We start from the raw sequence: 15,190 nt of genomic DNA on the forward strand, positions 1-15,190 counted from the left end.
CGGCGGAAAGAACTTCTTGCCCGGGGCCGTCAGCGCCACCGACCGCTTCGTGCGCTCCAGCTTGGCGTTCCCGGGGAAGTGGGTAGGGATGTCTCCTCGAAGTTCAAACCGGCGGATCCCTTCAAGTTCCTCGCTCCGTGAAGAGAATGACTATTCAGGCTGTTCCTGCCTGGCCGGCACCAGCGGCCGTGTCCGTTGTTGAGACTCAGGGACCAAAACGAATGCCTGCAGTGGTGTAGGACAAGGCTCGGTGACGGAGGTTAAAAACGAAAGGAGACGTAAGTCGCGAAGACAACAAGCAATAAATCGAATTGGATCTGAAGGAACATGGTAGCGAGTAGATGGGTAAGGTGCCAGAATTTTTCACATCCTTTTCTCATCGTTTTCTTTTCAACACGTCAAAGGAACCGATGGGGCCATGACAAAACACCGGAAATGATGGCACCGATGATGACTACCTGGAATACTGCGCTCAGCCCCTATACGAGACTTTGTCTCCCGAGTTTTCTCAGTTATCTGATTTTTAAAAGAATCGTGCTTTTGTATCACAATATTTCTTTCCTACCTATTGAATACAATTCGCCAGTGTCCGACCATTTAAATATCGTAAATTACATATTGCTGCGGGTCTGAAAAGTTATGCTCTCTTTTTAAGAACAGCTTTAAGAATAGCTCTCTTTTCAGAAAAAATGATCTCTTCAAATCCTTAAAAACGATCTTCCACCGATTATGCCCCCCGAAATCACCCCAATCCTCAACGAGCCCGCCCTCACCGTCAAGAACACCGAAACCGCTCTGGTCATTGCCGATATCCACCTCGGGATTGAGTGGGATCTGTACAGGAGCGGGATCAATTTGCCTAGTCGATTGGATGAACGGCTGAGCAGGATACTGAGATATATCGAAATAAGCTCGCCTGATCGTCTCGTACTCCTTGGGGATGTGAAGCATAATGTCCCTCAGATCTCCTGGCAGGAGAAGGATGAGATCCCTCACTTTCTTGAAACCCTTGCGGAACATGCGCATGTGGATATTTTTCCGGGCAACCATGACGGGGGGATCGAATCTCTTTTCAGCGGGCAGAAGGATATAAGGGTTCACTCGGTACGCGGCGCGGTCATTGACGGAGTGGGATATTTCCACGGGCATACCTGGCCTGCCCCCGAATTGCTATCTGCACCCCACATAATTACTGCCCATAACCACCCCACTGTCCGTTTTACCGATACCTTCGGGTATTCCATAGTTGAACCTGCCTGGATCAGGACCAGATTCAACGTTGAAACCTTTAAGGCTCGTTTCGGAAACCTTGATTTTGAAAACAGGAGAGACTGGGCAGATCCTGAGGTCTTTATTATGCCTGCTTTTAATGAGTTATGCGGAGGTGTCCCTTTTAATGAGTCAACGCAGGAAGACCTCCTGGGTCCGGTTTTTTCTTCAGGGGGGATCAAACTTGAAAATTCTGAAGTGTACCTCCTGGATGGGACAAGGCTCGGGCTACTTAAAAATCTCCGGAAATTGGAGCATACAAGAGTTAGAACTAAAAAAAGGGGAAGAAAACGTTCCTCTGGAAGTCCTCCGTGAATTTCCCGGACATGCAACTTTTGATGCAAAAATAGTTTTTTCGCTTGAATTTTATACCATGTCCCAGTTTGCATGGAAAATGGGTTTGTTTTCTTTTTGACTTCCAGACTTCCAACCAAAAAGACATGTTATTCAATTTTTATGTTCTGGCTTCTCTTTTGGAACCCTTTAGCAGTAACATTTTTCTTTAGTATACAACTATCTTTATGAAACTGACAATTACCTTCAGACAAAATACTTGCCCTCAGAAATTAAATTGGAATTTCAAAGTTGTTTTGTGGCCGGAGAGGAGTGGAATGGGAGAAAACTTGAGACAGTCCGGGATCGAGGTTCTCGGAAATGTTCCCTGGGGAACACACTTCTGTCAGTTCTACCAGACAAAAGAAGATTTAACGGACATACTTCTTCCATATTTCAAATCAGGGTTGGAAAATAACGAATTTTGCTTCTGGGTCACGTCACAACCTCTGGAAGCGGAAGAGGCAAAAGAAGCCCTGAGGACGGTTATTCCTGATATTGATGTTCATCTGGAGAAAGGGCAAATCGAAATCATTCCCTATACTCAGGTATATGTAAATGAGGGAATTTTCGATTCCGAGAAGGTCATAAACGGGTGGGCAAAAAAGTTAGAACTGGCTCTTTCAAAGGGTTATGACGGGCTCAGGGTGGCAGGAGCTACTTCCTGGCTGAAAAAAGAAGACTGGGACGATTTTGTAGCTTATGAGAAAAAAGCGGATGCCAGTATCGGGAAAAAACCGATGATATCTCTGTGCCCTTATTTCCTCGAGATATGCAGTGCAGCCGATATTCTTGATGTAGCCTTCAACCATCAATCTGCTTTGATAAAAAGGGACGGAAAATGGGAGCGGATGGATAATTCCGGGCGGGAAATTCCTTTCGGACAAAACCCGGCAGAAGAGGTAGAAGAGGTTATACCCCTGGAGGAACCACGCCCAGGGATAAAAAGAAAGAACATTTTTTCGCCTTCCCGGGAGATAGCTAACCTTGAGCTTGCTGAAATCATTGATATCCGGGCTGTACAGTCCATGATGAATGATTTCTATAAATTTGCACACGTTACCATAGGCCTGGTCGATCTCAAAGGCAATGTTCTTGTATGGGTCGGATGGCAGGACATCTGCACCAGATTCCATAGAGTTCATCCCGAAGCCTGCAAGCACTGTATAGAGAGTGACACAAAGCTATCCGCAGGCGTTGCCCCTGGAGAATTTAAGCTGTATAAGTGTAAGAATAATATGTGGGACGTAGCGACGCCCATCGTGGTTGGAGGGCATCATGTAGGCAATATCTTCTCCGGGCAGTTCTTTTTTGAGGATGAGCCTCTGGACTATGAGTTTTTTCGGGCCCAGGCCAGAAAGTACGGTTTCAATGAGGAAGAATACATAGCAGCGCTTGAAAAAGTTCCGCGTTTGAGCAGGGAGTATGTGGACACGGTCATGTCCTTCTTCATGAAATTTGCCCACATGATCTCACAGCTGAGCTACATCAATGTCAAGCTTGCCCAGTCTTTGACGGAACGTGAGGCGCTGGTGGATGCGCTGAGGATGAGCGAAAAATGTGAACGAGCTCGCTCGGATGAAATGGCAGTATTACTGGATGCAGTGCCCGCAGCCGTGTGGATCGCTCATGATCCCCAGGCGTATCACATAACCGGTAACAGGCTTTCATACGAATGGCTCCGCATTCCTCCGGGTTCAAACGCATCCAAATCCTCTCCTCCGGGAGAAAGGTCCGAGACCTTTAAGGTATTCAGGGACGGGGTGGAGCTCCCGCCGGCAGATATGCCGTTGCATGTCTCGGCTGCCGGTAAAGAGTTACTTGATTACGAGTTTGATTTTGTCTATCCTGAAGGCGTGGTGCGGCATGTCCTGGGTAATGCCAGACCCCTGCATGATGAGATTGGCAACCCGCGAGGTTCCGTTGCTGCATTCATAGATATCACCGGGCGTAAAAAAACAGAAGAAGCTCTTCAAAAAGCATACGGCAATCTGGAAGAAAAAGTTAAAGAACGCACGGTTGAACTTGAAGAAGCTTATAGGGCACTGGTAGAAAATGAGAGGAGACTCTCCGAAGCTCAAAAAATAGCTCATCTCGGAATCTGGGATTGGGACTTTGTGAATGATGAAGTTTACTGGTCTGATGAAATGTATCATATTTTTGGGTGTACTTCTGGGAAATCTGGTTTATCGCATAATGATTTTTTAACTCAAGTACACCCCGACGATCAGGAATATGTGGATAATACCTTTAAAAGAGCTTTAAAAGGAGAGCCTTTTAGCATTGATCACAGGATTATCCGGGCTGATGGAGAAAATCGCGTAGTCCATATACAGGGAGGGGTTGTTTTTGATGAGAAAAACAACTTTATCCGAATAAGGGGAACAGTTCAGGATATTACTGAAAGCAAAAGGGCAGAAGAGAGAATAAAAATCCTGGCGGATGCTGTGGAATCCTCGGATGATGCTATTATAACCGAATCTCTTGACGGGATCATTACCAGCTGGAATAAGGGGGCAGAGCAGATTTATGGGTACTCTGCCGAAGAAATTCTCGGGAAAAATATTTCACTACTTGAACCTGCCCATCTTAAAGGGGACATGAAACAGTTAACTGAAAAGATTAAACGAAAAGAAAAGATCCAGCGTCACAGAACTTTGCGGTTCAGAAAGGATGGTACCCCGATAAATGTTTCAATAACTCTCTCTCCTATTTTCAATTCCTCTGGAGAGTTTGTATCCATTTCAGCTATTTCCAGAGATATTACCGAGCGTATCAGGGCAGAAGAAGCCCTGGCAAAAATTGAGGAGGCCAGGAAAAAAGAGATCCACCACAGGATAAAAAACAATCTGCAGGTAATTTCTTCTCTGCTGGACCTCCAGGCTGAAAAGTTCCTGGATAAAGAGGTGCTCGAAGCTTTCAGGGAAAGCCAGAGCCGTGTGCTCTCAATGTCTCTTATCCATGAGGAACTTTATAAAGGAGGAGAAACCGATACTCTGGACTTTTCGGCATACCTCCGAAAGCTATCCGGGAACCTTCTCCAGACCTACAGTCTTTGCAGTAAAAATGTTCACCTGCATATGGACCTGGAAGAAAATTCTTTCTTTAATATGGATACCGCTGTCCCGTTAGGAATAATTGTTAACGAACTCGTTTCAAACTCCCTCAAACACGCATTCTCCGGAAATAAGGAAGGGGAAATTCGAATCCGGCTTTGCAGAGAAGAAAAGAATAATGAGATTCAGGAATCCCTTTTCAGCCTGACAATTTCAGATGACGGAAAAGGAATACCTGAAAACATAGAATTGGAAAATGTCGAATCCCTGGGCCTGCAGTTAGTAAACATCCTTGTTGACCAGCTGGATGGGAATATTGAGCTTAAACACGATCAGGGAACGGAATGCAGAATTGAATTCAAGGTGATTGAAAGATAAATTCTATGAAAAATCTCGTGAAAGGATTCTATGAAAAGATCCCGTGAAAAGATTCTGTAAAACACATTACGAAAATCCCCTGTGGAAAAAATTCTCTGAATTGATATGTAGAGTGTATTTCTGCAACATAGAGTATTTCTGCAGCAATCTTCGAAAGCTATTTTTCTCCAAAAACAATATAATTTTCATCAATATGTTCTCTCTTTTTTCTCAATGTTTATATAAAATGCGTGGCTGTATGGAAAAAAATAAATGCTAGGAATCAGGCTAATAGACAGTCTTTATTCTGATATTCAGGCTTCAGCATTCAGCCGTAGAAGGGATACATAATTCATAGGACCCGGATAAACTCTTTCAAACTCTCTTCTGCTGTGGGTCCGGCTGATTTATTGATTCTTGATTTATGTCCGACTTACTGATCGATTTATTGATTGTTTACTGATTAACTGTTGATCGGAATAGATTGATTTGCTGATCGATTCTCTCAGTTTGGCAGTTAGTTGTCGGTCAATTTACCGGTTTGTTTATTCATATTACCTGAAAAGGATGGACTGCTTCGATGACTATGGAAATTAACAACACGGATCCGTCTGAAAATACCCCTCTGCCTGATGATTCTGATTTGTCGGGCTCCGGGGATTTTGACGACTCAAAACTTGCAAAATTAAACGGTATCATGAGTCAGGGACTTAATCCCTATCCCTACAGGTTCGAAAAGAACGGGGATATCTGCGAGATTCTGGTAAAGTTCGAGGACTTTGAAAAGAACGAGGGCTTATCTGTCCGGACCGCAGGCAGGCTCTACAATATCAGAAAGCACGGAAAAATGATATTTGCCGATCTCGGGGATCAGACCGGCAGAATCCAGGTCCTCATCAGGAAAGGAAACCTCCCTGACGAGGAATTCTCGACTTTCAAGAACCTTGTGGATTCCGGAGATATCATAGGCATTCAGGGTGAACTTTTCAGGACAAAAAGAGGGGAAAACTCGATCAGTGTAACCGAATTCTCTCTGCTCTCCAAATCTCTCTGCGCCCTTCCGGAAAAATTCCACGGCTTAAAAGATGTTGAGACAAGGTACAGGAAGAGATACCTTGACCTCATAGTCAATGCCGAAAAGAGGGAAATTTTCGTAATGAGGAGCAAGCTCATTTCGGAAATCCGGAAATTCCTTACCGACAGGGGATTTCTTGAGTTTGAGACCCCCATCCTCCAGACTGTGTACGGAGGAGCAAATGCAAGGCCTTTCACGACTTTCCACAACTGTCTCGGGCAGAATCTCTTCTTAAGGATCGCCCCGGAACTTTACCTCAAGAGGCTTGTTGTTGGCGGCTACGAGAAAGTTTTTGAAATCTGCAAGAATTTCAGGAACGAAGACATAGACACAACCCACAACCCCGAGTTCACAATGATCGAGGTCTATGAGGCTTACAGGGACTATAACGATATGATGGACTTAACCGAAGCCCTGGTCTCGGAACTCGTTTTTAAGCTGACAGGCAGCTACGAAATCAAAATGGGAGAAAATATTCTCAACCTCCGCTCCCCCTGGAAGAGAATTTCCATGGAAGAAGCCTTAAAAGAGTATGCCGGGCTTGACGTCTTTTCTCACTCGCTTGAAGAACTGAAGCAAATCGCAATCCAGAACAGGATCGAGGATTACGAGAAGGCAAAGAGCCACGGTGAATTCCTTGCCCTGCTTTTTGAAGGTCTGGTAGAAGACAAGCTCGTAAACCCGACTTTCATCTACGACTTCCCTGTAGAAAACTCCCCTCTTGCCAAAAACCACAGGGAAAAGGCAGGTTTTGTCGAGCGTTTCGAGCTTTTCCTTAACGGCTGGGAACTGGCAAACGGCTATTCCGAATTAAACGACCCGCTTGAACAGGAAAAGAGGTTCGAGGAACAGGACAAGAAAAGAAAGCTGGGAGACCTTGAAGCCCAGACCGTAGATTACGACTTCATAAACGCCCTTGGATACGGTCTTCCCCCAACAGGCGGCATGGGGCTCGGAATCGACCGCCTTACCATGATCCTTTCGGGTCTCGAGTCCATTAAGGAAGTAATCCTTTTTCCTCAGATGAAAAGGGAAGACTGATTGATTTCGGACTTTATTTTGTTCTGCAGGTCTGACTTTGTTCTGCTAAGCGGATGAGCCAGTCGGGGAGAAAATCCCCTTTTTTCCATATTTTTCCCAATATCTCATTTTCAACAATAACTCTTTATAATAATATGTAATAAGTATCTATACAGTATTAATTTCTTGTAGTACACTACTCATAATTTAAACTTCTTCAATCCCGGAAAAGTTCCTTTATATGCTGAACCTGAGACAAAAATAAGAAAATAATCCGTTTTTAAGTAAACTGGCCGAGGACAATCTAATGGCTAAAGACGAAATATATAGGGCTCTATTTGAACAGTCCAGTGATGCAATTTTCATAACAAATAAGGAGCGTATTCTGGAAGCTAACCCTAAAGGCTGTAAACTTCTCGGATATGATAAAGCTCATCTTAAAAATATTCCCCTTTTCTCTCTGTTTACTGAAGAATCTCTTCCCGGCTTCAAGAACGCATTGAACGCAACTCTGGAGAGCAGATCAGCTTTTTTTGAGACAAAGATCAAAAGGTCAGACAAAAAAATCCTTGACGTAGAGGTCAGTTCCTGTACCATGGGTGACCGGAAAAAAACTTTCCTGATTATCTTTCGGGACATAACTTTGCGTAAAGAATCAGAACGTTTGGTGCAAAAAGAAAGAGAGATATTGAGCGCTTTACTGGAAAAAAGCCTTTGCGGAATATTGTTAATCGAAGCTTCCGGTCACAAAATAGTTGATGTAAACCCCGTTGCAATTAAAACGATCGGAAGATCAAAAGAAGAGATTGTCGGAAATATATGTCACCAATTTATCTGTCCTACAGAGGCCGGAAAATGTCCTATCAGTGATCTCGGACTGAATGTGGATAAGTCCGAAAAAACGATCATCAATGCTCAAAAGGAAGTCATACCGATCCTTAAGAGTGTGGTTCCGGTAACCATAGAGGACAAAGATTATTTTGTTGAATGTTTCATTGACCTGTCAGAGCGCAAAAGAACCGAAGAGAACCTTCTCCGGGCAAAACTGGAAGCTGAAGCTGCCAGCCGTACAAAGAGCGAGTTCCTTACTAATATGAGTCACGAGTTGAGGACGCCTCTTAACTCAATTATCGGTTTTTCGGATATCCTGCTCGAAAAAGTTTTTGGGGAGCTCAACGGAAAGCAGCTGAAATATGTTAACAACATCTCTGTCAGCGGCAAACATCTCCTTGAACTTATAAATGATATCCTTGACCTCTCAAAAGTAGAAGCCGGAAAAATGGAACTTAACTACAGTGAGTTTTCTATCGGTTCGGTTTTCGATGAGGTAAAATCCACGATCTCGCCTCTTGCTCAGGTTAAAAACCTTGAAATGGAATTTAAGATAGGTCCGGATTTTGGGGATATTAAGGCAGATAGAAGTCGTCTGATCCAGATCCTTTATAATCTCGTAAGTAACGCTGTCAAGTTTACCCCGGAAGGAGGCAAAGTCTCTGTTTACTGTAACAAAAACGGAAACAGAGCTATATTTTCAGTCACGGATACGGGAATAGGTATATCTTCTGAAGATCAGAAATACCTCTTTGAGCCTTTCAACCAGATTGATTCGGGCATGAACCGGCAGTACGAAGGTACAGGTCTTGGGCTTGCTCTGGTAAAACAGTTTGTTGATATGCATAAGGGCAGAGTGTGGTTTAAAAGTGTTCAGGGAAAAGGTTCGTCTTTCATATTCGAGCTGCCCGTAAATGGTCCGGATGAAATGAAAAAACCGAATAATGTATTTAATGATAATGCCACCGAATTTGGAGTATCTGCTCACTTCTCAGGGTGAATAATTCCAGATTTTAATGCGGTATAGTTACGGGAAGGCTTTTCCCAGCCCTTGCGGTGAATTCTCATTTATTTCCTCAGGCGAAGACCTCTTTCCCGGAAGCCTCAGGAAAGGGCATTTCCTCACCTCCCGGAAGGAAAAGATGGATTTAACCGAAGTCATTATTTCGGAACTCGTGTTCAAGCTGACAGGCAGTTATGAAGTCAAAATGGGTGAAAAACACTATGAGTGAAAACACTATGAGTGAAAACACTATCAATCCCCGCTCCCCCTGGAAGAGTATTTTCCATGGAAAACGCCTTAAAAGAGTATGCCAGACTTGACGTTTTTGCCCACTCTATTGAAGAGCTGAAGAATATCGCAATCCAGAATAGGATCGAGGACTACGAAAAGGCAAAGAGCCATGGGGAGTTTCTTGCCCTGATTTTTGAAAGTCTGGTAGAAGACAAGCTCGTAAACTCGACTTTCATCTACGACTTCCCGGTTGAAAACTCCCCTCTCGCTAAAAACCACAGGGAAAAAGAAGGTTTTGTCGAGCGTTTCGAGCTTTTCCTTAACGGCTGGGAACTGGCAAACGGCTATTCCGAATTAAACGACCCCCTCGAGCAGGAAAAGAGGTTCGAAGAACAGGACAAAAAAAGAAAGCTGGGAGACCTTGAAGCCCAGACCGTCGATTATGACTTCATAAACGCCCTCGGATACGGCCTGCCCCCAACCGGCGGTATGGGGCTCGGAATCGACCGCCTTACCATGATTCTTTCGGGTCTCGAATCCATTAAAGAGGTGGTCCTTTTCCCGCAGATGAAAAGGGAAGACTGAATCCTAAGGGAGATTGAACCCTAAGGAATTCTGAAACCCATATAAGTTTAGTAGGCTTTGTCGGGAAATTTAATTTTCCCTGCTTTTTTCCAGATTTTATTTTTATTTTTTTGTTTTTTTCATATTTTTATTTTTATTTTTTCAATTTTGAGCGTTATTTGAAGAATTTCATGTTTGTTTTTTGAGAAAAGGGAATTTATATGTAAACAGCAAGCAAATTAATATGCACTAATTTATATATCTATATCCATATATTGAATTGCTTCAGCGCTATATAGACGGCTGCTGGGGGTAAAACTCTTTAGAAAGGGAATAAATCGTGGGGGACATCATGGAACAGACTTTTTCTCCGGGTACCGTTGCTGAGGTTATCTACCAGGGAGGTGATATCATCACTATGAACTGCGCAGCGCCGACAGCTGAAGCACTGGCCGTGAAGGACGGCAGAATACTTGCAGTAGGTAGCAAGGAGGAGGTGCTGAAGACGCGGGGCAGCACCACCATAATCGTTGATCTCGGCTGTAAGGCACTTTTGCCTGGCTTCCTTGATGCACACAGTCATTTCAATAATGCATTGCAGATTGTCGGCTGGGCCAATGTCTCACCCCCACCCGTGGGTCCGGTCACGGACATCCCGGGTTTGATTGCCGCTGTTAAGGCACACGCTGACAGGATGAAGCCCGAGAAAGGGGACTGGATCATTGCTTATGGCTACGATGCGAACGAGTTACATGAAAAACGCGATGTCACTATCAATGACCTGGACCCGGTGTTCCCGGATAACCCCCTCATGCTTATTCACGTATCAAACCATGGGGCGGTGCTGAATTCCGCCGGGCTCGCTAAGGCTGGTGTGACGGAGAAGACCGAGACTCCTGCTGGCGGCATTATTGCACGTCTTCCAGGTAGTAATAGACCTGCCGGCCTCCTGATGGAAACTGCATTTCTTCCCATTTTTGCCAATATGCCTCAGCCCGCAGAGGAGGAAAAATTTGCTAACTTTAAACAGGCGCAGCTGGAGTACGCCCGCAACGGCTACACCACGATTCAGGAAGGTGCGACGAATTATGCTGATTTCGTCACGATCAGGAAAGCGGCAGAGAAAAACCTCCTTTTCCTTGATCTCGTCGTGCTCCCCATGGTCACCGACCTGAGGCAGTTCAGTGGAGAAAACCTTACCAACCCTGCGTATCACCATCGCCTTAAGCTCGGGGGCGTGAAGCTTTTTGGTGACGGTTCTCCACAGGGTAAGACCGCCTACTGGTCAAAGCCTCTTCTTACGGGTGGGCCCGGCGGGGAGCTTGCCTGGTGCGGGGAGCCAACGTTTCCGTATGAGACTTTTGCCAAAATGGTGGCAGCTGTCCATGCAACCGGTGCGCGCATTTATTGCCACTGTAATGGCGACGGGGCCATTGACAACCTTATCAAGGCATTTGATGAAATCGGCGTGAAAGCGGATCAGGACCGTCGTGATGTGGTGGTTCATTCGCAATTCGTTCGGGATGACCAGCTCGATCGCTATGTGGAAATCGGGCTTAATCCTTCGTTTTTTACTAACCACGTCTTCTTCTGGGGGGAAGTTCATGTGCAGAACACCGGTGAAGAGCGTGCTTCCTTCATCAGCCCTATGGCGGCGTCAAAGGCCAGAGGCATCCGTTTCAGCAATCACACGGATTTCTCCGTCACACCTCTCGATCCGTTCATGACCATCTGGACAGCTATAACTCGTCAGACCAGGAGTGGTCGGGTGCTGGGTCCTGACCAGCGCGTGGACGTTTTGACCGCACTCAAGGCTCTCACACTTGATGCAGCCTGGCAATACAGGGAGGAGAAAACCAAAGGTTCGCTTGAAGCTTGCAAGCTGGCAGACTTCGTAATCGTTGACAAGAATCCTTGCAAGGTGAAGCCTGATGATGTGCGAAACCTCAAAGTGGTGGAAACAATCAAGGAAGGTCGAAGTGTCTATCGCCGTGAAGAACAGTAGATGAAGGACAGTAGACTGCCAACAAAGGTGTATCTGGCAACGGTAAGGAGAGAACATTCTGGTGTTCATGAAGAGATAGTCATGAATATATAATTATGAAGATATAATCATGAAGATATAAACGAAGATATAAGATCTACAAGAACATACTTGAGAAAGCCTTGAAGCTCCACTCTGATTCAAACAAATGAATTTGTTCGGACGCAATAGGCGGACTGGATATTTCGGGACCGGTTCCAGTTTCGGATATGTGAATTGGGTGTGTTGTAATGTTTAATGTTCTTAACATACCGGTTTTATAGGGTGTGAACATTCTCCGTAATGGGGATAATTCGGATATCTTTCCTGATATTTTTAATTCTTTTCTTGATCTCATTTCATTGCTCATTTCATTGAACTATCTTACACACAAGCATTTATAACAAGCATCTATATCATCATTAACTACACAGCAACCAAATCATTCTAACTAAAATTTACTACCCAATACGTTTATCTAATACATTCTAACCAAAAACCTTTCAGGAAAAATGACCTTCAATAACGATTTCAACTCTTTTCACCCAAAAATTCAGGAAGCTCTCAGGACCCTGGGCTTTACCCGCCCCACCGAGCCGCAGGAAAGGGCATTTCCTCACATCCTGGACGGAAAACACACCCTTCTGATTGCTCCCACGGGCTCGGGAAAGACCGAGTCGGCTGTCCTGCCGGTCTTTAATGCCATCCTCAAGAAAAAGCCGGAGAAGCGGAGCGGGATTTCTGCCCTTTACATCACACCCCTGAGGGCTCTCAACAGGGATATGCTCTCAAGAATCGAAGTTATGGGGAAACTACTGGACATAAAGGTGCAGGTCCGGCACGGGGACACCCCGCAGAGTGAAAGGCAGCGCCAGTCCCGAAATCCCCCGGATTTACTGATAACTACCCCTGAGACACTGCAGGCGATGTTTTCCGGCTCTCGCTTGCGGAAAAACCTGGAGACTGTGACTCATGTGGTCGTGGACGAAATTCATGAACTTGCGGGTTCAAAGCGGGGAGCCCAGCTGGCTGTCGGGCTTGAGAGGCTTGTGGAAATCTCCGGGGAGTTCCAGAGGATAGGACTTTCGGCAACAGTTGGAAACCCCTGGGAGATTGCAAAGTTCCTGGCAGGGGCAAACCGGGATTTTACGGTTATTGAAGTGGCTCTTCTGAAGCTGCTGGAGTTCGATGTGATTAGCCCGCAGGTCTCGGGGGAAGCCGAAGATCGGGAGGTCATGGAAATTGCAAGGACAGTGGGCTGCGAACCTGAATTTGCCCCCCATCTGTCTCTTATCCGGAAAATCGTTGAAGAAAGCCGGTCAACCCTTATTTTTGTGAATACCCGGCAGAGTGCGGAAGCCCTTGCTGCAGGCTTTCGGAAGCTGGGTGCATCCATCGGGGTGCATCACGGTTCCCTTTCTTTTGAAGCCCGGGTTGAAGCCGAAGAGGCGTTCAAGACAGGAGCCCTAAGAGGTCTTATCTGCACCTCTTCAATGGAACTAGGGATCGACATAGGAAACGTTGACCGGGTGGTCCAGTACGGCTCTCCGCGCCAGGTCTCAAGGCTGCTCCAGAGGGTCGGGAGAGCAGGTCACAGGCTGCATGAGGTTTCGCGGGGCACGATTCTTTCCATGGAAGCCGATGACATCGCCGAGAGCATGGCTATTACGAAGGCAGCACTTGAAGGCAGAGTCGAAGACATTTCCCCGCATGTGAACTCCCTGGACGTTGTGGCTAACCAGATTGCAGGCATGGTTATGGACTTCGGGGAAGTCGGGGTCGAGAAGATTTTGAGGATTCTCAGGCGGGCGTACCCTTTCAGGGATCTGCGGCCCGAAGAGCTACAGAGGGTTGTTGACCAGATCGGGGACTACAGGCTGGTCTGGCACGAAAAAGGCTCCCCTATTGTGAAAAAACGCAGGAAGAGCTGGCAATATTATTACGACAACCTCTCCATGATCCCGGACGAAAAGAAGTACGAGATCTATGACATCGTGAGCGGCAGGTCAATCGGGGTGCTGGATGAAGCCTTTGTGGTAAACTTTGCCGAACCCGGAGCTGTTTTTATCACGAAGGGGGATATGTGGCGGGTCATTGAGATGCCTGATCACGAACGGGAACCAAACAGGGACAGGATCAAGGTCGAGCCTGTCGAGGGTATGGGGGAAGTCCCGAGCTGGACGGGAGAAGAGATCCCCGTGCCCTTTGAGGTCGCCCAGGACGTGGGAAAGCTCAGGGCTGAGATTGCATCTCTCCTCCGGGAAGGGTTAGAGGACGAGGAGGTTGCCGAAAAGCTTCAATTGAAATATCCGGTTTCCAGGACAGCCGTGCTCGAACTTATCCGCCTGCTGCGGGACCAGGTTGAAGGAAATTTCCCGCTCCCGGATGCCGAAACGATAGTGATCGAAGACGAAGGAGACGCTGTGACCCTGAACGCCTGTTTCGGCCATAACACCAACGGGACGCTTGCCCGAGTCCTCACCTCTCTTCTGTCAGCCCGCTTCGGGAGCAGCGTAGCCCAGGAGGTGGACCCGTACAGGATCAGGCTCACTCTCCCCCGCAGGGTGGGCCCTGTCCAGATCCGGGATATGCTTACATCCCTCCTCCCGGAACACGTTGAACCGATCATCGAAATGACCCTGAAGAACACGACCCTCATGAAATGGAAAATGGTCCACGTAGCCCGCAAGTTCGGAGCCCTTTCCCGGGACATCGACTACGACAGGATCAGCATGAAAAAGCTCCTTGAAATCTACGAGGGCTCTTCCATGTACGACGAGGTGGTCCGCGAGATCTTCCATGATATGCTCGACGTCCCCAGGGCAAAAGAAGTTTTGACGAAACTTGCAGCCGGCGAAATTGCAGTTGAGGTTTCGGGTCCGACCCCCATCGGTTCAGCCGGCTTTGCCATGAAAAAAGACCTCGTAGCTCCGGAAAAAGCCGACCGTTCGATTGTGCTTGCTTTAAAGGAACGCATCATGAACGACAATATCATCCTCTTCTGCACGACCTGCAAGAAATGGACCTCCCGTCGCCAGGTCAAAAACGTCCCCGAAGAAATCATCTGCCCTGTCTGCGACTCAAGAATGGTTGCAGCCCTCAAGCCCTGGGAAGATGAGGAAATTAAGCTGGTCAGGAAGCAGGGAAAAGGCGTCCCTATTTCAGCCGAGGAGAAGAAACGCGTCCAGAGAGTCTATCGGAATGCCAGCATCGTGAACTCGCAGGGGAAAAAAGCTGTTATTGCGCTTGCGAGCAGAGGGGTCGGGCCTGAAACGGCATCGAGGGTGATTGAAAAGATGAGGGTGGATGAAGAGGCGTTTTACAGGGATATTTTGATTGCGGAGAGAAATTACGTGAAGACTAAGAAGTTCTGGGAATGAAAGTTTTAAACGAAATAACCCGAGTTCTTTTCTATTTTTATGTATTTT

General features: G+C 46.4%; 8 protein-coding genes. All 8 read left to right on the plus strand.

All coding sequences use genetic code 11. The features are described 5' to 3' along the window. Positions 1-729 precede the first annotated feature (729 nt). On the plus strand, positions 730-1,584 hold the full coding sequence (locus tag MSSIT_RS03550; RefSeq protein WP_048170069.1) for a metallophosphoesterase: 855 nt from the start codon (positions 730-732) through the stop codon (positions 1,582-1,584). 296 nt (positions 1,585-1,880) lie between these two features. Beyond that, positions 1,881-5,036 (plus strand): PocR ligand-binding domain-containing protein, encoded by a 3,156-nt coding sequence (locus MSSIT_RS03555; RefSeq protein ID WP_048170070.1) that lies wholly within the window; start codon positions 1,881-1,883, stop codon positions 5,034-5,036. A gap of 559 nt (positions 5,037-5,595) precedes the next feature. Then, a complete protein-coding gene (gene lysS / locus MSSIT_RS03560; protein WP_048170071.1) occupies positions 5,596-7,131 on the plus strand; it encodes a lysine--tRNA ligase in 1,536 nt (511 codons plus the stop codon). A 286-nt stretch (positions 7,132-7,417) separates the two neighbouring features. Beyond that, positions 7,418-8,941, plus strand: coding sequence for a PAS domain-containing sensor histidine kinase (locus MSSIT_RS03565; RefSeq protein ID WP_052721501.1), 1,524 nt, complete (start codon positions 7,418-7,420; stop codon positions 8,939-8,941). 16 nt (positions 8,942-8,957) lie between these two features. Next, the gene (locus MSSIT_RS24505) at positions 8,958-9,173 is read left to right on the plus strand and encodes a hypothetical protein (protein WP_048170073.1); all 216 of its coding nucleotides are present in this window, start codon (positions 8,958-8,960) and stop codon (positions 9,171-9,173) included. 56 nt (positions 9,174-9,229) lie between these two features. Next, on the plus strand, positions 9,230-9,760 hold the full coding sequence (locus tag MSSIT_RS03575) for an amino acid--tRNA ligase-related protein (RefSeq protein ID WP_231590401.1): 531 nt from the start codon (positions 9,230-9,232) through the stop codon (positions 9,758-9,760). A 331-nt stretch (positions 9,761-10,091) separates the two neighbouring features. Then, on the plus strand, positions 10,092-11,744 hold the full coding sequence (locus MSSIT_RS03580; protein ID WP_048174484.1) for an amidohydrolase: 1,653 nt from the start codon (positions 10,092-10,094) through the stop codon (positions 11,742-11,744). A 530-nt stretch (positions 11,745-12,274) separates the two neighbouring features. Continuing rightward, positions 12,275-15,142, plus strand: a complete 2,868-nt coding sequence (locus tag MSSIT_RS03585) for a DEAD/DEAH box helicase (protein WP_048170075.1) — start codon at positions 12,275-12,277, stop codon at positions 15,140-15,142. The last annotated feature ends 48 nt before the right edge of the window (positions 15,143-15,190 follow it).

This window comes from Methanosarcina siciliae T4/M, assembly GCF_000970085.1.
Taxonomy (GTDB): domain Archaea; phylum Halobacteriota; class Methanosarcinia; order Methanosarcinales; family Methanosarcinaceae; genus Methanosarcina; species Methanosarcina siciliae.